This window comes from Cellulomonas sp. Y8, assembly GCF_008033115.1.
GTDB lineage: Bacteria > Actinomycetota > Actinomycetes > Actinomycetales > Cellulomonadaceae > Cellulomonas.
In genome coordinates, this window is record NZ_CP041203.1 from 988,560 (window position 1) to 1,013,992 (window position 25,433).

Sequence of the window (25,433 nt, forward strand, 5' to 3'; positions counted from 1 at the left end):
GTCTCTCATCTGCGTCGCCCACGGCAACGCCTGTCGTCGGCGATCCGGCGTCGGGGCTGCACATCGGCACTGGCGATCGAGGGACGGAGCAGGTCCCCACGTCTTGCGCCGGGTTCGTGCGTGCTCTCGTCGGCTCGCGGGATGTCTGGGCGTGCGCATCCCGCCGGCCTTCACGCCACATGCCACGTCATGCCGCGACCGCCGCTCGGCCGAGTTCGCGCACCACGGTGTTGGACAGACCCCTGCTGCCGGCGTACTCGAGAAGCGAGGTCATGCCGACATGCTGACGGCGGTTGATCGTCGTGGCCGTCAGCCACCCGAGCCCGATCAGGTCGGACATCTGATAGCGGGTCAGACCGAGCGCCCGCCTCGCGTCGTGCAACGGCACGAACCGCTCGTCTCGGCCGCCACGCACCCGCTTCATGCGCCGGGAGTGCTCGGCCACCGAGGACACGGTGACATGCCGACGCCGAGTACCCCGCGGGTCGTCTGCGAGCACCAGATCTCCGGAACGCACGAGCTTCTCCACCTGACCCACGGGAAGTCCGAGCTGGTCTGCGGCGGCCTGGAGATCGACGACATCCCGGGATGCTTCCCGCACCCGATCCATCTCCACCTCGACCTTGGCCACGGCTTCCGGGCCGAGCCGGATCGTGGTCCCCTTCTCCCTGCTCGTCGAAAGCACGCCGAGCCGCAGGCACAGGTCGCGTGCCTGGTGGTAGTTCAGCCCGATCCGCGCGGCGACGTCGTGCAGCGACGAGCCACTCCTCGCCTCCAGGTACACCCGCAGATCGCGCTCGTCCACCCGCCACGTCTGGGCCCCAGACACCAGCACCTTCGCGCCGCGGATAGCACCGCTCTGCAGCATCCGACGGACCTCGGCCTCGTGCTTGCCGACGGCCTCGGCGACCTGGCGGGTACTCAGTAGGACCGCGTCTGCTTCGACGCCCTCCGACGCAGCGAACCACCCGCGCGCGGCCATCCGTGCCAGCAGCGCCTCACGCTGGCGCCCGAGCACCGTGTCCCTCCCCCACCCCTCCCGCTTGTCCGTCGGCACGATGAGCGCGCTGATGCCTGCGGCCGCCAGCAGGTCAGCCATCGCGTCGGTCGCAGGGGTCTGCAGCTCGACTGGGACACCGTCGTCGTAGCCGGCGTGCACAGTCCGCTTCTGCTCGCCGTGCCCGACGTAGTACTCCCCGAGCCGATCGTCGACCCCGGCGTTGCGGTGGTCCGTGATCACGAACCCACGCATGTCATGCGGCACCGACTTCACAAGCCCCGCCGCCGCCTGCGCGCCGTCGAGCGCCGACCGGAAGGACGACATGCCGGAGGCCTGGTCCTTCCCCAGGCCCGGGATCAGACGGTTCTCGGCGAGCACCACCCCGTCCCGGGTGTGGAACACCTCGATCACCTCGTGCAGCAGACTCGCGAGCAGCTTCGGCACCCGGATGGTGCGCATGGACTGCTCAGTCTTCGTGCCCTCCTTGTACGGCTGGTAGACGAACCGGCCGGTGTCGCCGTCGCGCACGAGCTTCCACTCCCCGCCCTGCTTCTCGATGCGCAGCGCCCACGACCCGTCACTCACCTGGAAGAAGTCCTTGACCAGCAGACCGAACGCCTCGCCGATCCGCATGCCCGTCAGACGCAGCAGCCACAGAGTCAGCTGGTGGACCACGCTCAGGTGCCCCGCGACCAGACGGGCGGCGTGGACCGGCACGTACCCCGGGTCGATGCGTGGCTGTCGAGCCAGGTCCTTGCGGGCGGGCGTGAGGGCGTTCAGCCGCGTGTAGTTGCCGCGTATTGCCACCCCGTGGTCGTGCGCACGGAGCATCGCCTGCTTCAGCACGAACAGGACGTTCTTCGCCGACTCGCGCTTCATCCCGTGGGGCTTCTCCGGCTCGACGAGCAACCCGGCTGCTCGCAGCTCAGCAGCCTGGACGAGGATGGGTCCACGGCCCTGCTTTCGAGCCACGACTTTCCCCTCGGCGCAGGCGTCGCTGACTGCCTTCAGCCCACCATGGCTGACCTCGCCGGCCTCCTGCATCGTGAGCCAGACGCACGTGACCGCCGCGCGCTTGAGGACGTCGCCTGCGACGGTCGCGGCCGGCAGCTCGCGCTTGCCCGCCAGCGTCAGCGCAAGCGCCTGGGCCTGCGCGAAGGTCAGGTCCTCCACCGTGCGCCTGTCGGCGGGAGCGGCGAGAGCGGTCTCGATGAGGTGGGGAAGCACGTAGCGGCGCGTGTACGAGATCAGACTCTCGGCTCGTTCCCCGTCCGTGCGGGCGTGCGTCCCCTCGTACTCGATGAACCAGTCCAGGGCCAACTGCGCCGCCGTCGCCCGCGAGACGTCCGCGTCCAGGTCGAGCACCTGCTCGCCGGCGTTCGCCAAAGCGACGAGGTCGACGTCCTCCTCGCTCACGCGAACCGGCTCAAGTGCGACCAGCGCGAACAACGGCGAAGTCGACGACGTCTCGGACACAGCGCCCGCGGCGCTCTTCACCAGGCGCAGCGACGCACTCACGCCGGCACCTCCGCCGCCTGCTGCGACCTCAGGACGGAGACCAGGGTGTTGAGCGTCGCGATGTGCGCAAGCAGCTCGGACACCCGCTCCTCGTAACCGGCGAGACGCCCGGCGAGCTCGCACCGCTCCTCGCGCACGTCCTGCAGCTCCCGCCGCACCGCGACGGCGTCAGCGACCTCGCGCGCGCTGACCTGCGGGTCGAGGACCGACTCGGAGATTTTGCCAAGATCGATGAGGTCCCCGAGCCGCAGCAGTACCTTGCCGTTCTCACCCGAGCGCGTACGCAGCGCGTTGTCCCGCTGCAGCCGGCGCACGGTGTCCTCCGTGCGACCCATCAACCCGGCGATCTCGTCCCGGGTGAGCCACTCGTCGCGGTTCAGCCCACGAATGGTCGTGCTCGACATGGCGTCGGTCCTTCGTGCGGCGGCCCGACTGGCCGCGTTCGCAGGGCGACCGTGGGTCGTACGTCGAACCACGCAATGTCCGCACGCGCCGGACCTCCCCCTCTGTCTCGGCACACCCGTCGCCTCACAGCCCGTGCGACAACCGCACAGCCGAGCCAACGGACGCCTTCCGGAACGCGCGGCCGCCCCGCCGACGAGAGGCGCGACGACACCACCCGCGGACCGGCTCTCCTCAACCCCGAGCCAGCGCACGGCGATCAGATCCAACGGCTCGCGCTCGATGCGCACCCAGTAACCAGCCAAAGCGCGACCGGCCCACGGCTGACCCGCAGGTGAAGTCAGCGGTGGCAGCGGGTGGGCACCGCCACCGTGCCCAGGCACCCGGTGTGCAGCTGCACAGGCCGCAGTCGCGGGCTCAGACCCCAGATCCTCGGCCCACGGTGCGTCGAACCGGCGCGAAAACGGCGAAGGCCCCCAGGGAGATCCCTGGGGGCCTTCGGCCAAACCTGCGCTCGCAGGTCTGCGTTGTAGCGGGGGCAGGATTTGAACCTGCGACCTCTGGGTTATGAGCCCAGCGAGCTACCGAGCTGCTCCACCCCGCGTCGGTGATCACTACGTTACGCCAGGGTGACGGCCAGTCCAAATCCAGCCCCCGTGCCCTCGGTCACACCGGGCCCGCGGCGCGCGGCCCGCCGCGTCGAGGTCGGCGGCTCCGGCCGCCCGACCCCCGGCGCAACCGCCGACCTCGGGCGCAACCGCCGACCTCGTACGCGCGAGCGCGAGCTCGGCCCGGACGCGGCGGCGGGCCGGCTCCCCCGCTGGGGAACCGGCCCGCCGCCGTCGTGCGTGCGCCCCGGGCTCAGCCGCCCGAGCCGCCCAGCTCCGCGTCGGCCGCCGCGGCGTCCTCCAGGGCGGCCTGCAGCCGCGACTGCGCCTCGCCGTAGGCGGCGAAGTCGCCGTCCGCGAGCGCGGCCTGCCCGTCCTGGTACGCCTGGGTGGCCCGGTCGATCGCCTGCGTCAGCCGGGTCTGGGCGTCGGCCGCGCCGGCGCCCGTGTCACCCGTCGGGGCCGGGGTCGGCGCGGGCGTGGCGGTGCCGTCGCCCGTCCCGGTGCCGTCCCCGGTGTCCCCGCCCGTGTCGGGCGGCGTGATCTCGTTGCCGGCGTCGCCCGCGGACGTGCCGTCGTCACCGCCGAACACCTGGTCCAGCGCCTCGTCGAGCGTGCTCGCGAAGCCGATCTGGTCACCGAACGACACCAGCACGCGCTGCAGCAGCGGGAACTGGGTACCGCTCGCCGCCTGGACGTACACGGGCTGCACGTAGAGCAGGCCGCCGCCGACGGGGAGCGTGAGCAGGTTGCCGCGGATGACCTGGGAGTCGCCGCGGGCCAGGATGTTCAGCTCGTTCGACACGTCCGGGTTGGACGAGAAGTTGTTGTTCATCTGGTTCGGGCCCGGGACCGTGGAGTCGCGTGGCAGCTCCAGCAGCCGGATCTTGCCGTAGCCCTCCGCGGGTTCGCCCTCGGTCGACCCGGCCTCCGCGTCCACCGCGATGTACCCGGTCAGCACGTCACGGGCGTTGCCGCCCGCGGGCACGTACGTGGACATCAGCGAGAACGTGGCCGCGTCCTGCGTCGGCATCTCGAGCGTCAGGTAGTACGGCGGCTGCGCGACGCTCTGCCCGGAGGCCGTCGGGTCGTTCGGGGTGCGCCACGCGTCGTTGCCCGAGAAGAACTGGCCCGGGTCGGTCACGTGGTAGGTGCCGAGCAGGGTGCGCTGCACCTTGAACAGGTCCTCGGGGTACCGGATGTGGCTCATGAGCTCGGAGCTGATCTCGGACACCGGCTCCAGCGAGGTGTCGAAGACGTTGCTCCAGGCCTGCAGGACCGGGTCGGAGGAGTCCCAGGCGTACAGCGTGACGCTGCCGTCGTAGGCGTCGACCGTGGCCTTCACCGAGTTGCGGATGTAGTTGACCTTCTCGGGCTGCAGGGCCGCGATGGTGGTCGACGTCTCGGTGAGCGAGTCGACGGTGGCGTCCTCGAGGGACTGCGCCGCGGCGTACGGGTACTGGTTCGACGTCGTGTAGCCGTCGACGATCCACTTGACCCGGCCGTCGACGACCGCGGGGTACACCCGGCCGTCGAGCGTGAGGTACGGCGCGACCTTCTGGACGCGGTCGACCGGGTCGCGGTCGTAGAGGATCTGCGACTCGGCCGTCACGCGGTCGGAGAACAGGATCTGCTCGGAGCCGAACTTGATCGAGTAGAGCAGCTTGCTCCAGAACGTCCCGATCTCCGGGCCCGCCGAGATCTCGTCGGTCGGGAACGAGGTGTTCACCGCGCCGCCCGACTCGTCGTCCGGGTAGTCGAGCTCCCACTCGGAGCCCTCGGGCGCGCCGACGATCGAGTAGCTCGGCGAGCTCTGGCCGAAGTAGATCCGCGGCTCGTACTCGCCCATCTCGCCGGACGACGGGATGCCGCCCTCCCAGAACTCGGGCGCGCCGCTCGACGTGGTGGTGTTGCCGTACGCGGCGACGACGCCGAACCCGTGGGTGTACACGGTGGCGTCGTTCGTCCAGTTCCGGCGCTGGGCGTCCAGGCCGTCCAGGTCGAGCTCGCGGACCGCGATCACCGTGTCGCGGCTCTCGTCGGCCACGTCGTACCGGTCGACGGACAGGGTGTCGGGGAACGAGTAGAACCCGCGGATCTGCTCGAGCTGCCGGAACGAGTCCGACACGACCTGCGGGTCGAGCAGGCGGATGGAGGCGGTGGTCTCCGCGTCCTCGCGCAACGCGCCCGGCTCGGCGGTGACGCTGGCGTTGTAGTCGCTGGTCTCCACGTCCTCCAGGCCGTACGCCGCGAGCGTGGCGTCGATGTTCCGCTGGATGAACTCCGACTCCGCGTCCTGCTGGTTCGGGTTCACCTGGAACCGCTGGACGACCGCCGGGTAGATCCCGCCGATGGCGACCGCGCTCACGATCATGAGGCCGACGCCGATGGCCGGCAGCCGCCAGGTGCCGCGCACCGCGGTGACGACGAACATGACGGCGACGAGCAGCGCGACGCCCGCCAGGATGCTCTTGGAGGGGATGACCGCGTTGACGTCGGTGTACGAGGCGCCGGCGAACCGGTCGCCCTCCTGCGTCAGGATCGAGTAGCGGTCGAGGAAGTAGTTGGCCGCGATCAGCACCATGAGGACGGCGGCGATCACGGAGAGGTGCACCCGGGCGGCGCGCGTCATGCGCGGGGTGCTCGAGGACCCGCCGACCCGGAACCCGCCGTACAGGTAGTGCGTGGCGACGGCGGCGATGCCGGCCAGCACCGTGACGGCCATGAGGAAGCTGACGATGAACCGCATGCCCGGCAGCTGGAACATGTAGAACGACAGGTCGAGGCCCCACTGCGGGTCCTCGCGACCGACCTCGGTGCTGTTCATCCAGAGCTGGATCGAGCTCCACTGCTGGGAGGCGGCGATGCCGGCGAACAGGCCGAGCACCGCGGGACCGGCGACGAGCACGACGCGGCGCAGCGGCTCGACGGCCTCGCGGTACGCGTCGAGGCTGGCCTGCTCCTGGTTGGACGGCGCGTAGACCGGCCGGGTGCGGTAGCCGATCGCCAGGCTGGAGAACACGGCCCCGCCCATGACGAGCAGGCCGGCGAGGAACAGCGCCCCGCGGGTGAGCCACTGGGTCCAGAGCACCTGGGAGAAGCCCAGCTGGTCGAACCACAGGACCTCGGTCCAGAACTGGGCGAGCAGCAGCACGGCCACCACGACCAGGGCGAGCACCACGACGGTGATCGCGAGCGGGCTGGGCCGACGACGGCCGGCGGCGCCTCTCGGGGGCCGGGGCGGTCGTGGCCCCCGGGGCTGGCGGGCGGACGGGTTGGCGAAGGTCACGGCCTTGAGGTCCTCGTCGTCGGGTACGGGTCACGCGTGCACGCACCTTCCAGCACGCGCACGATCAGCACAACGCGCCAGGTGGGCCCCAGGTTCCCACAGCCCGCGCCCCACGCACCCGTGCCGGGTGCCGACCGCGCCGCGGCGCGCGGGTGGGAGGATGGCGCCCGTGACGCAGACCCCGGACACCCCCGCCAGCACCCCCGCCCAGCGCGCCCTCGCGGCCGCGGTCGTCGAGATCGAGCGGCACGTCGCCACGGGCGGCTGGGACGGCCCCGTGCGGGTGTTCGCCCTGGTCCGGACGCAGGCCGCCCTCGACGCCGAGCCCGCGCTCGCCTCGCAGCTGCCGCCCGACGTGCTGGCCGCCGCGGCCGCCGACCCCGACCACCTCACCTCGGTGGAGCAGGAGGGGCTGCCCGCGAGCGACGACCTGGAGGGCCTGCTCGGCGCCATCGCCTGGCCCGAGGGCGTCGACGGCGCCGCGCTCACGGTCGAGCGGGTCGTGCTGCCGCCGGAGGCCGAGGAGGGCCTGCCCGAGGACCCCGACGCCGCGCTGGCGGCGCTGCTCGCGCACCCGCAGCGGCAGGACGTGCGGCTCGCCGTCGGCGTGCTGCGCGGCGGGCCGTCGTGGTGCGCCGTGCGGCAGCGGGCCGAGGACCGGGACGACGCCGTGGGCCAGGGCGAGGACGTCGTGCCCGGGCTGGTCGAGGGGCTGCGGGCGACGTTCGCCTGAGTCCCCCCGGGGCTCAGCTCGCGTCCGCCGCCGTGCAGGTCGGCAGGTCGCCGGCCTCCCCCGCGCCGATCGCCTCGACGGCCTCGCGCGCCTCGTGCAGCGTCGCGATCCTGACCACCGTCAGCCCGTCTGGGACGTGCCCGACGACCTCGTCGCAGTTGTCCGCCGGCGCGAGGAACCACTCGGCGCCGTCCCGGAGCGAGCCGGCCATCTTCTGCCGGATACCGCCGATCGGACCGACGGCGCCGTTGAGGTCCATGGTCCCGGTGCCGGCGATGACCTGGCCGTTCGCCTCGTCCTCGGGCGTGAGCTTGTCGATGATCCCGAGCGCGAACATGGTGCCCGCGCTGGAGCCGCCGATCTGGTCGATCCGGATGGACACGTCCACCGGCGGGTCGAACGTCGGGTCGATGTACACGCCGAGCTGGCTGCCGGAGCCGTCCTCGCGGGCACCCGTGACGACGTCGAGGTCGACCTCCGAGCCGGCGCGCTGCACGCCGAGCGTGACCGTGGTCCCGGGGGTGGTCTCGTCCAGGAGGTCGATGAGCTGGCCGTAGGAGGTGAGGGCCGTCCCGTCGTAGGACAGGAGCACGTCGCCCTCCTCGACCACGCCCTCCGCGCCCGAGCCCTCGACCGCGTCGTGCACGGTGAGCGTGACCGGGACGGTGTAGCCCAGCTCCTCGAGCGCGGCGACGGTCGCGTTCTCCTGCGAGGACACCATCTGCGCCTCGTTCTGCTGGTCGAGCTGCTCCTGCGTCGCGTCCTGCGGGAACACCGACTCGACCGGCAGCACCCGCCGCGACGGGCTCAGCCAGCCCTGCAGCACGCCGAGCACGCTGGACGGGTAGCCCGGGCCCCCGGTGGTGGAGACGGTGGTGAGCCGCAGCTGCCCGGTCGAGTCGTAGGTCTCGGCGCCGTCGACCGTGATGAGCGCCTGGCCGTCGTGCTCGCCGAGGGTGTCCAGCGTCGGCCCCGGCGAGTTCACCGCGTACGGCACCGGCATCAGCAGCAGCACCACGAGCAGCACCGCCGTGAGCAGGACGCCGCCGGACAGCAGCGCGGCGCGCCGGGTCACCGGCGGGGCGGGCTCCCGGAGGTCCTCGGACGCGCCCTCCGGGGCGTCGCCGAGGGGCGGGCGGCCGGCCCCGCCGTCGAGCGGGTCGGTCCGGTCCGCGGCCGACGCGTCGGGGTCCGAGGGGCTTCCGGGCTGGGCGTGCACCGGACGATCATGCCGCACGGACCCGTGAGGGTCGCGTGCGCCCTCAGCGAACCGGAGGTGACGACCGGGTCCCGGTGCGCGGGGGTGTGGTTACGGTGGCACCACGACGAGCCCGGGAGCACCGAGATGACCGACGACCCCACCGCGCGCCAGCCCGGCGAGCCCTCCGACGGCGCCGCCTGGGAGCAGATGCTGCGCCAGATGTTCGGCCCGGGCGCGGACGAGGCGCTGCGCCAGATGCGCGAGCAGGGCCTCGACCCCGCGGAGATGGCCCGCGCGTCCGGCCTGCCCGACGACCCGATGCTGATGAACCAGGTGATCGCCCAGGTCCAGCGGATGCTGTCGTCCAGCGGCGACGGCCCCGTGAACTGGGACGTCGCCCACGACATGGCCCGGCAGCAGGCGGTCAGCGGCGGCGACCCGACCCTCAGCCCGGCCGAGCAGCGGCAGGCGACCGAGGCGCTCGGCGTCGCGGAGCTGTGGCTGGACGCGGCCACCGACCTCCCGCCCGCCGGCGGGCACGTCCGCGCCCTGTCCCGGTCCGAGTGGGTCGAGCAGACCCTGCCGACCTGGCGCACGCTGACCGAGCCGGTGGCGACGTCGATGTCGACGGCCCTGGCCGCGACCCTCGCCGACCAGCTGCCCGAGGGCATGGACCTCCCGGCGGGGTTCGGCGCCGGCGGCCTCGACCCCGCCGCGATGATGCGCCAGCTCGGCGCGCTCGTGTTCGGCATGCAGGTCGGCCAGGCGGCCGGCTCGCTGTCCCGCGAGGTGTTCGGGCTCACCGACGCGGGCCTGCCGCTGGTGGCCGAGCCCGCGACCGCGCTGGTGCCGGGCAACGTCGCCGCGTTCGCCGACGGCCTGGAGATCCCGCTCGAGGAGGTGCGGCTGTTCCTCGCGCTCCGCGAGGCGGCGCACGCCCGGTTGTTCACCCACGTCACCTGGCTGCGCGGCCATCTGCTCGCGGCCGTCGACGCCTACGCCCGCGGCATCACCATCGACGTCGAGAGCCTCGAGGAGTCGGTGCGGGCCATCGACCCGACGGACCCGGCAGCCCTCCAGGGCGCGCTGTCGTCCGGGGTGTTCGCCCCGCAGACCACGCCCGAGCAGCAGGCCGTGCTCGCCCGGCTGGAGACCGCGCTCGCGCTGGTCGAGGGCTGGGTGGACGAGGTCGTCGCCACGGCGGCGCTCCCGCACCTGCCGCACGCCGTCGCCCTGCGCGAGATGATCCGCCGGCGCCGGGCCGCCGGCGGGCCCGCCGAGCAGACGTTCGCGACCCTGGTCGGCCTGGAGCTGCGGCCCCGCCGGTCACGGGACGCCGCCGCGCTGTGGGCGCGCATCGCCCGCGAGCAGGGGCCGGAGGCGCGCGACGCCGTGTGGGACCACCCCGACCTGCTGCCGACCGCCGAGGACCTCGACGACCCCGCCGGGTACGCCGGGCGGCGCGCCGCGGCCGAGGGCGAGCACGCGGACCTGGACCGGGCGCTGGCGGAGATCCTCGGCGAGGGCCCGGCCGACGGCGGGGCCGCCGAGGGCGGTGCGCCGGGCGGCGACGAGCCCACCCGCTGAGCCCGTGCGGGCCCCGGGGCGGTCAGTCCGCCTCGGGGTCGGCCACGTCCTCCTCCGCGGAGGGTGCCTCCCCGGAGTCGTCGCCCTCCCCGGGCGCGCGCTCCGCGAACGAGTAGCCCTCGAGGAACCCCCGCGCGCGCTCGGTGCGCGGGTACGCCTCGAGCTCGGCCCAGAACTCCGGGCCGTGGCCGGCGTGCAGCAGGTGCGTGAGCTCGTGCAGCAGCACGTAGTCCGTGACCCACTGCGGCATCCCGCGCAGCCGGTCGGACAGCCGGATGCTGCCCTCCCCGACGCTGCACGAGCCCCAGCGCCGCCCCTGGTTGCCGGACCACCGGACGCTGGACGGCACGGCCCGGCCACCCAGGTAGCGCTGGCTCAGCTCGGCCGCGCGGCGCACCAGCTGGTCGTCGGACGGGCGGCGCCGCTGCTCCTGGGTGGCGAGCCGGTCGAGCATCCGGCGCACCCACTCGCGCTCCTGCGCCCGGGTGAACCGCGCGGGGATGGCGACGATGGTCCGGCCGCCCTCCCGGTACGCGGTCACGGTGCGGGACCGGCGGCGGGAGCGGCGCACCTCGACGGGTCCGAGCCGCGGGTCGCCGTCGGCCGGGCCGCCCGGGGCCGTGCCGTCGGACGGCGCGCCCACCGCGCGGGCGGCGGCGGGTCGGGCGGCCGAGGCCGCGGGCGCGGCCGAGCGCACCGGGTCGACCGGCGTCCGGGGGTGCTCCCGCGACGGCTGCACGTCCAGCACCGTAGCGGTTCGGGGCCCTGATCTGGGGCAACTGCCGCACGACGGGCGGGTGGAACCCTCCCGCGACCGCCGCACGGCGTGGATACTGGCCCGGGCGCCGGGACGCGGCGCCGCCGAACCGATGCGAGGAGACAGACATGGCCGAGACCTACGCCGGCGAGTTCTACTGCGTGAAGTGCAAGGAGAAGCGCCAGGCCGAGGGTGAGGTCGTCGTCTCCGAGTCGGGTCGCCGCATGGCCAAGGCCACCTGCCCGGTGTGCAGCACCAAGCTGAACCGGATCCTCGGCAAGGCCTGAGCAGGACCCGACCTGTGGACGACGGCGTCCGCCCCCTCCCGGGGTGCCACGGTGGTGGTTCTCGACGGGACGGGGGTGGGGCGCCGTGCAGCTCCGGCAGGGACTCCGCGTGCTGCGGCGCGCGACCGACGAGGTCCAGGTGGGCCTCGACCCGCGGTGGGCGGTGCGCATCGCGGGGTTGACCCCCGAGCAGGCCGAGCGCCTGCTCCGCGCGGGCGACCGCCGCGTCGACGACGCGCTGCCCGCGCCGGCGCTCGACGCGCTGGGTGCCGCGGGACTGCTCCGCCCGAGCGCGTCGCGCGCGCGACGGGTCCGGCCCGACCTGCGGCCCGAGGCCCTCGCCCACGGCCTCGCGCGCGCCGACGGCGACGGCGTCGACTCCGTGCGCCGGCGCGCGGCCTCGACGGTGGCGGTCGCCGGCCTCGGCCGGGCCGGGGCGGCGGTCGCGACCACGCTCGCCCTCGCGGGCGTCGGCACGCTGCTGCTCGACGACCCGCGGCCGACCGGTCCCGCGGACCTGGTGCCGGGGGGCGACGGACCCGACCGGGCCGCTGCGCTCGCCTGCGCCCTGCGCGCGCTGGCGCCGCGGACCCGCGTGCGGACGGGGCGGGGCCCCGCCGCGCTGCTGGCGGACCCGCCCGACGTGGTCGTGACCGTGGCGGCCGACGCGCCCGACCCGGCGACGGCGCTCGCGCTGCTCGGTGCCGACGTGCCCCACCTGCCCGTGGTGACCCGGGAGGCCGATGCGCTGGTGGGACCGTTCGTCCGCCCGGCTCCGCCCGGCGGGGCGCCGCCGCCTTGCGTGCGCTGCCTGGACCTGCACCGGGCGGAAGCAGACCCGGCGTGGCCGACCGTCCTCGCGCAGCTGGTCGCCCCCGCGCCGGCCGACGGCGTGGCCGAGCCCCCGGCGGCCCTGTCCGCGGTGGTCGGCGGGCTCGCCGCGGCGGAGGTGCTCGCGCACCTGGACGGCGGCGTGCCCCGGACCGCGGGGGCGCAGTACGAGGTCCCGGTGCCGTCCATGGCGCCGCGGCTGCGCCGCTGGGCCGCGCACCCCGGGTGCGGGTGCGCGGCCCTGGCCGGCTGACGGCCGCGGGGTGCGCGGGACGCGCCGCGTGCCCGGCACCCGGTCGCTCGGACCGGGTGCCGGGCCCGCGGGGCGGTCAGGCCGCCGGGCTGGCGTCCTTGCGCGGCCGGCCGCGGCCGCGCTTGACCGCGACGACCTGGCCGCCGACGAACACCTCGCCGCCCCACACGCCCCAGGGCTCCTGACGCTCGACCGCGCCGGCGAGGCAGCCCTCGAGCAGCGGGCAGGTGCGGCAGAGCGCCTTGGCCTGCTCGACCTCGGCGGTCCGCTCGGCGAACCAGAGCTCCGGGTCGTTGGACCGGCACGGGATGAGGCCGGCGACCAGGGCGTCGAACTGCACATCGGTGACGGCGGGCGTCGAGGCGGGCGGCCAGGGACCGGATCCGCCCTGGTTGACCGTGTCGAGCAGCGTCGTGAGCCGCACGATGTCCTCCTGAATGACTTGCGGGTTGAGCGAGGTGGCGGTGGATCCGCAGCTGCCTCGCCCCCCTGCAGGTGCCGGGGAAGACGAAGGCCGCGGAATCCGGTGGACTCCACGGCCTGGACGGGCTGGTCATCGACTCAGATGACCGGTCCTCCTGGGGCGGAGTCGGAGCGGGACGAGAGATCGCGCGCACGCAGCCGGAGACCGGTGCCGCCGAAGCCACGGATGCCCGTGCCCGGGGCGGCGGGGGACACAGCGGTCCCCTGGATCTCGCCGGAGATGGGTGCCACGAACGGCAGCGCGATCGCGCCGACGCCGAACTCGTCGAAGTTGTTCTTCACAGCACCACACCTCCTTCTCGTCATCGGGCCGCCGCCGCTTCGCGCAGCACGGCCTTCCAGCAGGACTCGTTCACCGTAGAGGGGCCCTCGCGGGCGGCACAACCGATTTACCGAGAGTTTTTTCCACGAGTTCTCCCGGGTCCCCCGATCGGCCGATCAGCCGGCCGCCGCCGCCTCGCCCGTCGCGGGCCTGCGACCGGCCACGATGGCCAGCAGGTCGGGCCCGTAGCGGTCGATCTTGGCCGGGCCGATCCCCTGGACCCGCGCCAGCTCCGGGACGCTCGCCGGCCGCAGCTCGGCGATGGCGGACAGCGTCGCGTCGCCGAGGACCGTGTACGCGGGCTTCGCCGTCGCCCGCGCGAGGTCGGCCCGCCAGGCGTGCAGGGCGGCCAGCAGCTCGGCGTCGACCTCCCCGGTCAGGCGCGGGACGGCGCGCGGCCGCCCGTCGCCGAACCGCGCGCGCCCCTCCTGCGGCCACAGGCCGTCGAGGAACCGCGACCGCCGCCGGGTCGCACGACCGCCCGGGGTGCGGGACCGGCCGTACGACAGCTCGAGGTGCTGCCGGGCGCGGGTGATGCCGACGTAGAGCAGCCGGCGCTCCTCCGCGAGGTCGGCGGCGGTGTCGGCGGACGCCCACGGCACCAGGCCCTCGCTGAGTCCGGCGAGGAACACCGCGTCCCACTCGAGGCCCTTGGCGGCGTGCAGCGACGCGAGCGTGACGCCCTCGACGGTCGGCGCGTGCTGGGCGGCGGCGCGCTCGTCCAGGTCGGCGATGAGGTCCTGGACCGTCGCGCGGGTGCCCGCGCGCTCCGCCGCCGCGGCCAGGTCGTCCGCGAGGGTCACCAGCGCGTGCAGCGTGTCCCAGCGCTCGCGCGAGGCGCCGCGGGCCGCGGGCGGCTCGTCCGTCCAGCCCGCCGACCGCAGCGCGTCCCGCACGGTCTCGGTCATCGGCACGTCGGCCTCGGCCGCCACCGCGGCGCCGCGCAGCCGCACGATCGCGTCCCGGACCTCCTTGCGCTGGAAGAACCGCTCCCCGCCGCGCAGCACGTAGCCGATCCCCTGGTGCGCGAGCGCCTGCTCGAACGCCTCGGACTGCGCGTTGGTCCGGTACAGCACCGCGATCTCGCTGGGGCGCGTGCCCGCCGCGACCAGCCGGCCGATCCGGGTGGCGACCCCGGCGGCCTCCGCCTCGTCGTCGTCGTAGACCGCGAACCGCACGGGTCCGGCGGACGGGCGCTGCGCGATGAGCTCGAGCGGCTCCCAGCGGGCCGCCCGGTCCTTCGGGGCGCGGCGCAGCACCTCGTTCGCGAGGCCCACGACCTGCGGGGTCGACCGGTAGTCGCGCACCAGCCGGACGACCTGCGCCTCGGGGTGCTCGGCGGTGAACCGGGTCAGGTAGTGCGGCGTCGCGCCGGCGAACGAGTAGATGGTCTGGCTCGGGTCGCCGACGACGCACAGCTCGTCGCGCCCGCCGAGCCACTGGTCGAGCAGGAACTTCTGCAGCGGGGAGATGTCTTGGTACTCGTCCACGACGAACCGCCGGTACTGGTGCCGGATCTCGTCCGCCACGGCGCGGTTCTCGACCAGCATCCCCGACAGCAGCCAGAGGATGTCCTCCATGTCCATGACGCCGCGCGCGTCCTTGGCGTCCTCGTACGCCGTGATGAGCCGGGCGACGACGTGGTGGTCGTGGCCCGCCGGCGCCGGGCGGTCGGCCGCCGCAGCGGCGCGGACGTAGTCCTCGGCGGTGATGCGGGACACCTTGGCCCACTCGATCTCGGACGCGAGGTCGCGGACCGACACCCGGTCGACGGACAGGCCCAGCCGGTGGCAGGCGTCCGCGACGACCGGCGCCTTCTGGGCCAGCACCTGCGGCGAGGGGCCGCCGACGACCTTCGGCCAGAAGTACCGGAGCTGGCGCAGCGCGGCCGAGTGGAACGTGCGCGCCTGCACGCCCGCGACGCCGAGGTCGCGCAGGCGGGTGCGCATCTCCCCCGCCGCGCGGGCGGTGAACGTCACGGCGAGCACGCTGGTCGGGGCGTAGACGCCGGTGCGCACGCCGTAGGCGATCCGGTGCGTGATGGCGCGGGTCTTGCCGGTCCCCGCCCCGGCCAGCACGCACACCGGCCCGGTGAGGGCGCGCGCGACCTCCCGCTGGTCCGGGTCGAGGGCGTCGAGGAGGTCGTCGGCAGGCATCGCCGTCGATCCTCGCACCTCCCGCCGACACGCCGGGACCGCCGTCCCCAGGGGCGCGTGCGCGCGGTCCCGGACGCGTCCGGGATGATCCTGCGGGCGCCGGGCGTTCAGACCGGTGACGCGACACCGACCATGCGAAGGCAGACGATGACGACCACGCAGGACCTGCCCGCCGAGGGCACCGTGACGATGTACTCGACGACCTGGTGCGGCTACTGCCGCCGCCTGAAGACGCAGCTCGACTCCGCGGGCATCGCGTACACCGAGGTCGACATCGAGCAGCTGCCGGACGCCGCGGCGTTCGTCGAGCGGGTGAACGGGGGCAACCAGACCGTGCCGACCGTGCTGTTCCCGGACGGCTCCGCGGCCACGAACCCGTCGCTGGTGCAGGTCCGCGAGCGCCTCGGCGCCTGACCCCCCGCTGCGGTCGCGCAGCACCCGGACCCGAGGGCCCGCCCGGCACCGCTCAGCGCGTGCCGAGCGGGCCCTCGTCCACGGGGGCGGGCGCGGCGCGCCGGCCCTGGCGCCGGGTGGCCGGGGGCTGCGCCGCGGGCGCGGGCTCCGCGTCGACCGGGACCGCCTCGGCCGGTGCGGCGGGCGCGGGCGACGCGGCCTGCTCCGCCGGCGGCACCGCACCGCGGCTCCAGCCGTCCCGCAGCGGGTCGGTGGGCAGCTCCCCGCCGTACCAGTCCTCGATCAGCGCCCGGGCGATCGAGGTGCCCGGGGGCAGCACGACCGAGCCGGACTCCACCTCGGCGCGCAGCGTCTCCCGGTCGAACCAGCGCGCGGCGCGCAGCTCGTCGCCGTCGACGGTGATCTCGGTCGACAGCGCCCGGGCACGGAAGCCCAGCATCAGCGACGCGGGGAACGGCCACGGCTGGCTGCCCCGGTACTCGACCTCGCCGACCACGACGGCGGTCTCCTCGCGCGCCTCCCGGCGGATCGCGTGCTCGACGGACTCCCCCGGCTCGACGAAGCCCGCGAGCGTCGAGAACCGGTGCGTCGGCCACGCGGCCGAGTTCGCGAGCAGCAGCCGGTCGTCGTCGTCGACGACCGCCATGATCACCGCCGGGTCCGTCCGCGGGTAGTGGTCCGACCCGTCGACCGGGCAGCGGCGCACCCAGCCGCTCGACACCGGCTGCGTCTCGGCGCCGCACCGCGGGCACCGCGGATACCGCACGTGCCACTCGTAGAGCGCGACGGCGGCCGTCGCGAGGCCGGCGTCCCGCGCCGACAGCTCGCCGCCGACCTCGCGCAGCGCGGTCCACTCGTCGCCCGCGGGCAGCGCCGCGGTCCCGCCCTCGGGCACGTGGTGCGCCAGGTAGGCGGGGCCTTCGGGCCGGATCTCGCCGGGCGCGACACCGGGGACGCGGTCGGCGTCGTCGTAGCCGAGGAACGCCCAGCGCTCCGCCAGCGACGAGCTCGGCGCGCGCAGCGCCGCCTCCTGCGGCGTGTAGAGCGCCAGGGCCAGGCGGCGGCCGCGGCGGCGGGTCACGACCCGGCCGCCGGAGACCAGCAGCACGCGGGTGGAGGCGTCGTCGAGCAGCGCGGGCAGCAGGTCCTCGTCACCGCGGAGGTCCGCGGCCCGGTCCGTGACCGTCCGCGACAGAGGGAGGTCGGAGGCGAACACGTCGCCACCGTACGCGTCGCGCGCGCCGGTCGCAGTCGACGGCCGACCGGAGGCGGTGCGACCCGCGCCACGTCGCCGGGCGACCGCGCGATGACACGCCCGGCGCCGCGCGGACCGGCCCCGGGCGCGCCGGGGTCCTACCCTGGGACGGTGCGTTCTCCCCTTGCTCTCGCCGCTCTCGCGACCGTCGCCGTCCCGGGCTTCGACGCCCGCGAGGTGCGGGCCGCCGCGGCCGCGGGGGACGACGACGTCGCCCTGGTGACCGACGGGCAGCGCCGGCACTGGGTGGTGCGCGCGCCGCGGAACGCCGCCGCGGGAGCCGCGCTCGAGGCCGAGCTGGTGCTGCTCGGCGCGCTCGGGGACCACGTCGACGCCGGGAAGCTGCCGTTCGACGTGCCGCGGGTCGCGGGCGCCGCGCCGCTCGAGGAGGGCGGCCGCGTGGTCGTGCACCGCGAGCTGCCGGGCCGCCCGGTCGACCTCGAGCGCGTCGCCCCCGGCCCCGGGATCGCCGCCTCGCTCGGCCGCTCGATCGCGGCGCTGCACGAGCTGCCCGTGGCGCTCGTCGAGGACGCCGGGCTGCCGGTCTACGACGCGGCCGCGTACCGCGCGCGCCGGCTCGCGGAGGTCGACGAGGCCGCCCGCACCGGCCGGGTGCCCGCCACGCTGCTGCGGCGCTGGGAGGAGCGGCTCGAGGACGTCGCGGTGTGGAAGTTCGCGCCCGTCGTCGTGCACGGCGACCTGTCGGCCGACCACGTGCTCGTCGCCGACGGCGCCGTGACCGGCGTGACGTCCTGGGGCGAGGCCAAGGTCGCCGACCCCGCGGACGACCTCGCGTGGCTGCTCGTCGCCGCGCCGCAGGACTCGGTCGACTCGATCATGGAGGCGTACCAGCTGCGCCGCACCGAGCTCACCGACCCGCACCTCGCCGACCGCGCGCTGCTCGCGGGCGAGCTCGCGCTGGCGCGCTGGCTGCTCTACGGGGTGCGGTCCGGCGACGACGAGGTGGTCGCGGACGCGGTCCAGATGCTCGACGAGCTGGACGAGCAGACCCGCGACGTCGCGGAGCCGGGCGCGGCCCCGCTCTGACGCCGGCTCTGGCGGCGGCGCGACGCAGTGCGCGTGCGCGTGAGATGTGAGGTCGTCGCTTCCGCCCGAGGTCGCCGCTTGCGCCACCCCTCCGGCGGCCGGAACCGACGACCTCGGCCGGCGCGGGGCGGGCGAGGTCGTCACCTGTTTCCGCCGACCTCACGCGGCCCGGCCGCGGCACGCCCCGCGCGGCGCGTCAGGCCCGCGGGCCGTCCGTGGCCGCGAGGAGCAGGCGCTCGATCTCGTCCGCGCCCAGCAGCCGCGCCGGGCGGACCGTGCGGCCCGCGCCGACGTAGCAGAAGGCCGCGCTCACCCGGTCGAGCGGGGTGCCCGTCCACCGGGACCACGCGAGCCGGTAGACCGCGAGCTGCAGCTCGCGCACCGCGGTGGCGTCCGGGTCGGTGGGCGGGGCGCCGGTCTTCCAGTCGACGACGACCACCGCGTCCCGGTCGCCCGGGCGGTCGGGGTCGCGGAACACCGCGTCGATCCGCGAGCGCAGCACGTAGCCGGCGACGGTCGTCTCGACGTCGACCTCGACCGCGACCGGCTCCAGCGCGGCCCACGGGGTCGCGAGGAACGCGGCGCGCAGCGCGGCCTCGTCGGCGTCGACCGGGACGGAGTCGTCGTCGGCGCCGGGCAGGTCGTCGAGGTCGACCAGCGCCGGCGACCCGAAGAACCCCTCGACCCACGCGTGGAACTGGGTGCCGCGCCGGGCCTGCGGCGACGGGCGGTTCGGCACCGGCCGGCGCAGCGCCCGGGCGAACTCGCCGCTGTCGGCGGCGAGCCGGACCACGGCGGACGCGGACAGGTGCGCGGGCAGCTCGACCTCCGGCCGCGGCCGGGACTCCAGCGCGCGCTCGGCGAGCAGCAGGTCGACCGTGCGGTCCCAGGCCGTCCGGCGCGCCGCGCCGTCGCCGCCCGCCGCGCCCCCGCCGGCCGCCGCGCGCTCGTCCCGTGCCGCGCGCACCGCCGCCGCGGCCGCCTCGACCGCGGCTCGCCGCACCGGGCCGCCCTCGGCCTCGCCGCCGAACGGGTCCGCGGGCCACACCGCGCCCGCCACCTCCTGCGTCCGCGGGTTCTCCGTGCCCTCGTCGGGCAGGTCGGCCCAGCCGGCGACCCGCGCCAGCCCGGCGTCGACCACCTCGGTGAGGAACAACGACGGCGGTCGCACCCGCGACCCGTCGCCCCACCACGCGCCGGTCAGCAGCAGCGCGGCCCGCGCCCGGGTGAACGCCACGTAGGCGAGCCGCCGCTCCTCGGCGACCTGGTGGTCGCCCGCGTCCAGGAGGAACTGCTTGCGCCGCTCCTCCAGGTCCTTCGGGTCGGCGGCGCCGGCGTAGGCGAGGTCGGGCAGGTCGTGCCGGTCGCCGCGCAGCGGGTACGGCAGCTCGCCCAGACCGGTGAGCCAGGCGGAGTCGGTCGGGCCGTTCGGGCCCTGGGTGCGGGTGGCGGGCAGCCCGCCGTCGACCAGGCCGGCCACGGCGACCGCGTCCCACTCCAGCCCCTTGGCCGCGTGCACCGTGATGAGCTGGACGGCGTCGGGGTCCGGCTCGGCGACCGGCATGTCGAGGCCGTGCTCGTGCGCGTCGGCCGACTCCAGCCAGGCGAGGAACCCGCCGAGGGTCGGGTCGTCGGTCGCGTCGGCGTACCGGACCGCGACCTCGCGGAACGCGTCGAGGTGCGCGCGGGCCCGGCCCGGGGCGACGCCCGCGCGGGACGCGACCTCGATGTCGAGGCCCCACAGCCGCTCGGCGTGCGCGACCAGCTCGGGGAGGGACAGGTAGGTGTGCTGCCGGACGGCGCGCAGCACCTCGCCGACGGCCGTGACCCGGGTCAGGCCCGTCGGGGTGAGGCCCCGCCCGGACGGGCTCCGCCAGCCGGGCGGGGGCGGGGAGTCGACCGCGTCGACGATGCTGCGCTCGTCCACGACGTCGGCCACGACCGGGGCGGGCTCGGCGGCCCCGTCGCCGGGGATCCCCGCCGACGGGGCGCCGTCGATCGCGACGCCGTCGCCCGCGAGGGCACCGGGGGCGCCGCCCGCCCGCCCGGGGTCCGTCCGGTCTCCCGCACCGCTCCCGGCCCCGTCCGCACCCCCGGCGCCCGCACCCGCGGCGTCCGACGTCGCCGCCCCCGCCGCCGACGCCGCCCGGTCCCGCGCCACGGCCGCCGCCGCCCGCGCGTCGAGCCCCCGCGCCAGGTGCGCCGACCAGTCCGCGAGCGCGTGCAGGTCCGCCGCGCCGAGCATCGTCCGCGCCCCGGTGAGCAGCCGCATGAGCGCGTCCCCGCGCGACGGGTCGTGCGCCGCCTGCAGGAGCGCCACGACGTCGACGACCTCGGGCGTGTTGAGCAGCCCGCCGAGGCCGACGACCTCCACCGGCAGCCCGGCCGCCCGCAGCGCCCGGTGCAGCACCGGGAACTGCGCGCGCTTGCGGCACAGCACGGCCGCCGTGACCCGCGCGCCGCCGGGCGCGGGCACGCCGCCGTCGACGCCCGGTCCGCCCTCGGGCCGCCAGCGCGCGGCGACGAACTCGGCGACGGCCTGCGCCTCCTCCTCCAGCGTGGGCGCGAGGTGCGCGACCACCTCGCCGGCTCCCGCGCCGGGCCGGGCGCCGAGCGTCGGCAGCGCCACGCGCGCCTTCTCCGGCCGGCGCAGTGGAGCGGCGACGTGGTTGGCGGCGTCGAGCACCGCGACGTCGTTCCGCCAGGAGGTCGACAGCGCGTAGACGGCCGCCGGCCGCCGGTCGCCGTCGTCGGCGACGTCCGGGAAGTCGGTCGGGAACCGCTCGAGCCCGCCCGCGCTCGCGCCCCGCCAGCCGTAGATCGACTGGTGCGGGTCGCCGACCGCCGTGACCGGGTGCCCGCCGCCGAACAGCTCCGAGAGCAGCACCAGCTGCGCGTAGGACGTGTCCTGGTACTCGTCGAGCAGCACCACCCGGAACCGGGCCCGCTCCCCCGCGCCGACCTCGGGCACGTCCCGGGCCAGCCGGGCGGCGATCGCCACCTGGTCTCCGAAGTCGAGGGCGTCCGCCGCGCGCTTGCGCTCCCGGTACGCCGCGACGAGGTCGAGCATCCGCTGCCGCTCGCGCAGCGACGCCACGAGCTCGCGCACCTTGGCGTACGGCTGCCGCGGCGGGGTGCCGGGCGGGGTCGCCTCGATGTCGTCGACGATCCCCTCGATGCGGCGGCGTGCCTCGTCGGCGTCGATGAGGTGCTCGTCCAGCGCGCCCGACAGGGTGAGCACCGCCTCGACCACGGTCGACACGGCGGCGGACGAGTCGAGGTCGGCGGTCCACGACTCGACGACCTCGCTGGCCAGCTGCCACTGCGCGGCCTCGCCGAGCAGCCGGGCGGACGGCTCGACGCCGATCCGCAGCCCGTGGTCCCCGACCAGCGACGCCGCGTACGCGTTGTAGGTGGAGATGCTCGGCCGGGCGACGGTGAGGAGCGCCGCGCCGCCGTCGGCCGCGTCCTCGGCGACGGACAGCCCGGGCAGGTGCACGCCCTCGGCCGCAGCGGCGCGCGCGAGGTGCCGCAGGCGGCGGCGGACGCGCTCCGCGAGCTCGCCGGCGGCCTTGCGGGTGAACGTGAGGCCGAGGACCTCCTCCGGCGCGACCAGCCCGTTCGCGAGCAGCCAGACGACGCGCGCGGACATGGTCTCGGTCTTGCCCGATCCCGCGCCCGCCACGACGAGCGCGGGGCTCACCGGCGACTCGATGACCGCCACCTGCTCGTCGGTCGGCGGGTCGCGCCGCAGCAGCCGCGCGATGTCCAGGGCGGACAGCGTGGCGGCGAGCGCGGGCGCGGTCACGCGACCACCTGCCCGCCCTCGTCGCGCAGCGGGCAGGACCGGCGCACGGGGCAGCGGTCGCACAGGGTGTTCGCGGTCGCGGCGAACGACGAGGCGGCCATCCGCTCCGCCACCTCCTCGATGTGGGTCCGCGCCCAGGACGGGTCGTCCGGGGCGTCCGGGCCGAGCGCGGGCTGCTCGCGGAGCGCCGCCCTGGCCTTGTTGACGTCCGACACGAAGACCAGCTGCGCCCCCGCGCTGACCGCCCCCGGCGTCAGGCCCTCGACCGCGCCGGCGTCCACGGCCAGCTGGTACGCGCCGAGCTGCGGGTTGGTCGTGGCCTCCTGCGCCGACGGCGCCGTCCGACCGGTCTTCAGGTCGACGACCCGGACCGGCACCGGCGCGCCGTCGGCCTCGCCGTCGGGGTCCACGGCCGGACCCGGCTCGGCCCGCTCCACCCGGTCCAGCGTCCCGCGCACCACCGCCCGGTCGAGCTCGAGCTCGAACCGCGCCTCGATCGCGAGCGGCTCGCCCGCCTTCTCCAGGTAGTCCGCGAGCCGCCCGACCATCGCCTCCGCGCGCCGCCGCTCCAGCGTCGCGGGCCAGCCGTGCCCGAGCCCGAGCTCCGGCCACCGCCGGTCGAGCTCCGCCATCAGCGCCTCCCGGCCGCCCCGCGGGTGGGTCTGCGCGAGGGCGTGCACGAGCGTGCCGAGCGACTGCCGCGCGCTGCTCGGCGCCGTGCCGCCCGCGGCCTCCAGCGCCCAGCGCAGCGTGCAGGTGCCGGCGGTCTCGATGCGCGACGGCGACACCGGCACCCGCTCGCCCGCGGCCCACAGCGGCGCGTCGCTCGACGGGTCGGCGAGGCCGTGCCACTCCGCGGGGTCGGCGCCCGGGACGCCCTCGTCGGCGAGGCGCGCGAGCACGGCGGCGGCCTCCGCTTCGGGGGCGCCCGCGCGCGCGGACTGCTCCAGCCGGCCGCGCAGCTGCGCCACCAGGCCGCGCAGGTCGAGCGGGGCGGGCGCGGCGGTGCGGCGCGGGTCGTCGTCCTCGTCGTTCGGCTCGACGAGGTCGAGGAACGGCGACGGCTGGTCGTCCTCGTCGGACACCGCGGTCACGAGCAGCACCCGCCGGGCGCGCGACACGGCGACGTGGAAGGAGCGCAGCTCGTCGGCGAGCACCGCGGCCCGGGCGGCGGCGCCGGCCTCGGCCGCGGCGTGCGCGTCCGCGGGGGCGGCGTCCGCGCCGGCCGCCCGGCCCGCGCCGCGCCCGGCCAGCACGTCGACCAGCGCCTGCGACCCGAGCAGCGAGTCGCGCAGCCGCAGGTCGGGCCAGACGCCCTCCTGCACGCCCGCGACCGCGACGACGTCCCACTCCCGCCCCGCCGCACCGGCGGGCGTCAGCACGGACACGGCGTCCCGGCGGGCGCGCGCGGCGATCGTGTCGGACGGCAGCTCCTGGGCCTCGACCCACTCGAGGAACGCGGCCGCGCGGGCCTGCGGCATCCGGTCGACGAAGGTCTCGGCGGCGCGGAACAGGGCCAGCACGGCGTCGAGGTCCCGGTCCGCGCGCGCCCCGCCCGGGCCGCCCGCGAGCGCCGACCGCCGCCACGGCTCGGCCAGGCCCGACGCGTCCCAGATCGCCCAGAGCACGGCCTGCGCGTCCGCCCCCGGCGCCGCGGCCGCCTCCCGGCCGGCCGCGAGCACCGTGGCGATCCGGGCGACGGGCCGGCGTACCACCGGCTGCAGCACGGCCGCGGCTGCCGGGCTCAGCAGCACCTCGACCAGCAGCTCGTCGCTCGCGCGGCCGCCGCCGAGCGCCACCTCCTCCGCCCGGAGGCTGCGCCGGAGCCGCCGCAGGCCCACCGCGTCCATCCCGCCGAGCGGCGAGCAGCACAGCCGCGCGGCGAGCTCGGCGTCCAGGGCGGAGCCGCCGGCATCCGGGCCCAGCGCGACGCGCAGGGAGTCGAGCAGCGGGCGCACCGCGGGCTCGTCGCGGAGCGGCACGTCGCTGCCGACGACCGCGACCGGCACCTGCGCGGAGCCGAGCGCGCGGCGCAGGGCGGTGACCTGGCCGCCGGACCGGGCGATCACGGCCATCTCGGCCCAGGGGGTGCCGTCCTCCAGGTGCGCGCGGCGCAGGGCGTGGGCGACCCAGGCGGCCTCCTGCGCGGGGCTGGGCAGCACCGCGGCCCGGAGCACGTCGCGCGGGACGGCGACGGCGCCGCCGGGCACCGGCGTGCCTCCCGCCCCACCGTCCGGCGTCGGCACGCGTCCCGGCTCGCCGGCCGGCGTCGGCACGCCCCCGACCTCGCCGCCCTGCGTCGGCACCCCGCCGGCAGCGGGCGCCCCGGCCCCCGGCACCGGCAGTGCCCGCCGGTGCGCCGCGCCGCCGACCACCGCGATCCGCTCGGCCACCCGGGCCGCCACGCCGCGCAGCACCGGCCCGTGCCGCCGCACGCCGTCGAGCACCAGCCGCGCCGCACCGAGCTCGCCCGGCCCCGTCCCGGCCACGTCCGCCCGCCCGACGAGCGCCGGCGTCGCCCCGCGGAACGTCTGCACCGCGGCGTCCGGATCCGCGAGCAGCAGCAGCCGCGCGCCGTTGTCCTGCAGCACGCGCAGCAGCCGCGCCGTCGCCTCGGTCGCCTCCTGGTAGTCGTCGACCACCACCAGCCGCCACCGCGGGCGGGGCCCGGGCAGCTCGTCCTCCCAGGTGCGCAGCACCTCGGCCGCCTCCTCGACGACGACCGCCGGGTCGTAGCGCGCGCCGGCGTCGGGCGTGCCCGCCCGCAGCGTGGTCACGTCCACGTACTCCTGGTAGAGCCCCGCGGCCGCGACCCACTCGGGCCGGCCGTGCCGCTCGCCGAGCAGCGCCAGGTCCTCGGGCTCGACGCCCCGCTCGGCCGCGCGCATGACGAGGTCGCGCAGCTCGCCGCGGAACGCGCGCAGCGTGAGCGCCTCCTCCGGAACGCCGGCGGGCCAGGCCAGCGGCACGCCCTCCCCCGCCGCGTGGCCGGCGAGCAGCTCGGCGAGCGCGAGGTCCTGCTCGGGCCCGGAGATGAGGGTCGGCGCCGGGTCCCCGAGGAGCGCGGCGCGCGCCCGCAGCACCGCGAACGCCGCCGCCGCCGGGGTGCGCACCATCGCCTGGCCCGTCGTGCGCCGGACCCGCGCGCCGATCCGGTCGCGCAGCTCGGCGGCCGCGCGGCGCCCGGACGCGAGCACCAGGACCTCGTCCGGCGACGGCAGGTCCGGCGAGGGGAACAGCCCGTCGTCGTCCGCCCCCAGCGCCGCCGCCACCGCCTCGACGGCGAGCAGGGTCTTGCCCGTGCCCGCCGCGCCGACGACCAGCAGTGCGGGGTCGGCGCCCGCCACGACCCGGTCGACCACGGCCCGCTGGTCCGCTCCGAGCCGGACCGGCGCCGGCACGTCCGCGAGCGCGGGCCGCACGAGGCGCAGCCCGGCCGCGGAGGGCGGTCCGGCGGGGGTCGGGGTCACGGCCCCGATCCC

General features: G+C 76.3%; 17 protein-coding genes and 1 tRNA gene. 6 read left to right on the top strand and 12 right to left on the bottom strand.

Annotated elements, in window-relative coordinates; genetic code table 11:
• Positions 1–187 precede the first annotated feature (187 nt).
• The 4 genes from FKM96_RS04450 to FKM96_RS04465 form a co-directional block, all read right to left on the bottom strand.
• The gene (locus tag FKM96_RS04450) at positions 188–2,518 is read right to left on the bottom strand and encodes a helix-turn-helix domain-containing protein (protein ID WP_147794219.1); all 2,331 of its coding nucleotides are present in this window, start codon (positions 2,516–2,518) and stop codon (positions 188–190) included.
• The gene (locus tag FKM96_RS04455; RefSeq protein WP_147794220.1) at positions 2,515–2,922 is read right to left on the bottom strand and encodes a hypothetical protein; all 408 of its coding nucleotides are present in this window, start codon (positions 2,920–2,922) and stop codon (positions 2,515–2,517) included. Before FKM96_RS04455 ends, FKM96_RS04450 begins: the two co-directional genes overlap by 4 nt.
• Positions 2,923–3,450: 528 nt before the next feature.
• Positions 3,451–3,524, bottom strand: a tRNA-Met gene (locus FKM96_RS04460).
• Positions 3,525–3,781: 257 nt separating this feature from the next.
• Positions 3,782–6,718 (bottom strand): UPF0182 family protein, encoded by a 2,937-nt coding sequence (locus FKM96_RS04465; protein WP_371300522.1) that lies wholly within the window; start codon positions 6,716–6,718, stop codon positions 3,782–3,784.
• Positions 6,719–6,977: 259 nt separating this feature from the next.
• On the opposite strand from FKM96_RS04465, the gene FKM96_RS04470 reads away from it, so the two are divergent.
• Complete coding sequence (locus tag FKM96_RS04470; RefSeq protein WP_147794222.1) at positions 6,978–7,550, top strand: PPA1309 family protein; 573 nt, start codon at positions 6,978–6,980, stop codon at positions 7,548–7,550.
• 13 nt (positions 7,551–7,563) lie between these two features.
• Here the strand turns inward: FKM96_RS04470 and FKM96_RS04475 are convergent, their stop codons facing one another.
• Positions 7,564–8,769, bottom strand: coding sequence for a PDZ domain-containing protein (locus tag FKM96_RS04475; protein ID WP_246855200.1), 1,206 nt, complete (start codon positions 8,767–8,769; stop codon positions 7,564–7,566).
• Between the two features lie 126 nt (positions 8,770–8,895).
• On the opposite strand from FKM96_RS04475, the gene FKM96_RS04480 reads away from it, so the two are divergent.
• Entirely contained in the window at positions 8,896–10,338 is a 1,443-nt protein-coding gene (locus FKM96_RS04480) for a zinc-dependent metalloprotease (RefSeq protein WP_147794223.1), read from the top strand.
• Positions 10,339–10,360: 22 nt separating this feature from the next.
• Here FKM96_RS04480 and FKM96_RS04485 read toward each other — a convergent pair whose 3' ends face one another.
• On the bottom strand, positions 10,361–10,909 hold the full coding sequence (locus tag FKM96_RS04485; protein ID WP_246855329.1) for a YgjP-like metallopeptidase domain-containing protein: 549 nt from the start codon (positions 10,907–10,909) through the stop codon (positions 10,361–10,363).
• Positions 10,910–11,223: 314 nt separating this feature from the next.
• Here FKM96_RS04485 and FKM96_RS04490 point away from each other — a divergent pair, with 314 nt between their 5' ends.
• Positions 11,224–11,382, top strand: a complete 159-nt coding sequence (locus FKM96_RS04490; RefSeq protein WP_147794224.1) for a DUF5679 domain-containing protein — start codon at positions 11,224–11,226, stop codon at positions 11,380–11,382.
• An 85-nt stretch (positions 11,383–11,467) separates the two neighbouring features.
• The gene (locus tag FKM96_RS04495) at positions 11,468–12,466 is read left to right on the top strand and encodes a thiamine biosynthesis protein ThiF (protein ID WP_168216881.1); all 999 of its coding nucleotides are present in this window, start codon (positions 11,468–11,470) and stop codon (positions 12,464–12,466) included.
• A 76-nt stretch (positions 12,467–12,542) separates the two neighbouring features.
• Here FKM96_RS04495 and FKM96_RS04500 read toward each other — a convergent pair whose 3' ends face one another.
• The 3 genes from FKM96_RS04500 to FKM96_RS04510 form a co-directional block, all read right to left on the bottom strand.
• A complete protein-coding gene (locus FKM96_RS04500; protein ID WP_147794226.1) occupies positions 12,543–12,890 on the bottom strand; it encodes a WhiB family transcriptional regulator in 348 nt (115 codons plus the stop codon).
• Positions 12,891–13,027: 137 nt separating this feature from the next.
• On the bottom strand, positions 13,028–13,231 hold the full coding sequence (locus FKM96_RS04505) for a hypothetical protein (RefSeq protein ID WP_147794227.1): 204 nt from the start codon (positions 13,229–13,231) through the stop codon (positions 13,028–13,030).
• A gap of 156 nt (positions 13,232–13,387) precedes the next feature.
• Positions 13,388–15,427 (bottom strand): ATP-dependent helicase, encoded by a 2,040-nt coding sequence (locus FKM96_RS04510; protein WP_147794228.1) that lies wholly within the window; start codon positions 15,425–15,427, stop codon positions 13,388–13,390.
• Positions 15,428–15,574: 147 nt separating this feature from the next.
• On the opposite strand from FKM96_RS04510, the gene FKM96_RS04515 reads away from it, so the two are divergent.
• Entirely contained in the window at positions 15,575–15,841 is a 267-nt protein-coding gene (locus tag FKM96_RS04515) for a mycoredoxin (protein ID WP_147794229.1), read from the top strand.
• A 52-nt stretch (positions 15,842–15,893) separates the two neighbouring features.
• On the opposite strand, the gene nudC is transcribed toward FKM96_RS04515, so the two are convergent.
• A complete protein-coding gene (gene nudC / locus FKM96_RS04520) occupies positions 15,894–17,057 on the bottom strand; it encodes an NAD(+) diphosphatase (protein ID WP_147794230.1) in 1,164 nt (387 codons plus the stop codon).
• Positions 17,058–17,207: 150 nt separating this feature from the next.
• On the opposite strand from nudC, the gene FKM96_RS04525 reads away from it, so the two are divergent.
• Positions 17,208–18,143: a phosphotransferase gene (locus FKM96_RS04525; RefSeq protein WP_217617152.1), complete on the top strand. Its 936-nt coding sequence runs from the start codon at positions 17,208–17,210 to the stop codon at positions 18,141–18,143.
• Positions 18,144–18,339: 196 nt separating this feature from the next.
• Here FKM96_RS04525 and FKM96_RS04530 read toward each other — a convergent pair whose 3' ends face one another.
• Both FKM96_RS04530 and FKM96_RS04535 read right to left on the bottom strand, forming a co-directional pair.
• Positions 18,340–21,951: an ATP-dependent DNA helicase gene (locus FKM96_RS04530; RefSeq protein WP_147794232.1), complete on the bottom strand. Its 3,612-nt coding sequence runs from the start codon at positions 21,949–21,951 to the stop codon at positions 18,340–18,342.
• Positions 21,948–25,421 carry a UrvD/REP family ATP-dependent DNA helicase gene (locus FKM96_RS04535; protein ID WP_246855201.1) on the bottom strand — a complete coding sequence of 1,158 codons (3,474 nt, stop codon included), beginning with the start codon at positions 25,419–25,421 and terminating at the stop codon, positions 21,948–21,950. The genes FKM96_RS04530 and FKM96_RS04535 overlap by 4 nt, the downstream gene beginning before the upstream one ends.
• Between the last annotated feature and the right edge of the window lie 12 nt (positions 25,422–25,433).

What these genes read in the sequence shown, in the direction of transcription:
- FKM96_RS04455 (WP_147794220.1), bottom strand. Translation starts at nt 2,922, where the DNA reads ATGTCGAGCACGACCATTCGTGGGCTGAACCGCGACGAGTGGCTCACC.
- FKM96_RS04470 (WP_147794222.1), top strand. Translation starts at nt 6,978, where the DNA reads ATGGCGCCCGTGACGCAGACCCCGGACACCCCCGCCAGCACCCCCGCC.
- FKM96_RS04480 (WP_147794223.1), top strand. Translation starts at nt 8,896, where the DNA reads ATGACCGACGACCCCACCGCGCGCCAGCCCGGCGAGCCCTCCGACGGC.
- FKM96_RS04490 (WP_147794224.1), top strand. Translation starts at nt 11,224, where the DNA reads ATGGCCGAGACCTACGCCGGCGAGTTCTACTGCGTGAAGTGCAAGGAG.
- FKM96_RS04510 (WP_147794228.1), bottom strand. Translation starts at nt 15,427, where the DNA reads ATGCCTGCCGACGACCTCCTCGACGCCCTCGACCCGGACCAGCGGGAG.
- FKM96_RS04515 (WP_147794229.1), top strand. Translation starts at nt 15,575, where the DNA reads ATGACGACCACGCAGGACCTGCCCGCCGAGGGCACCGTGACGATGTAC.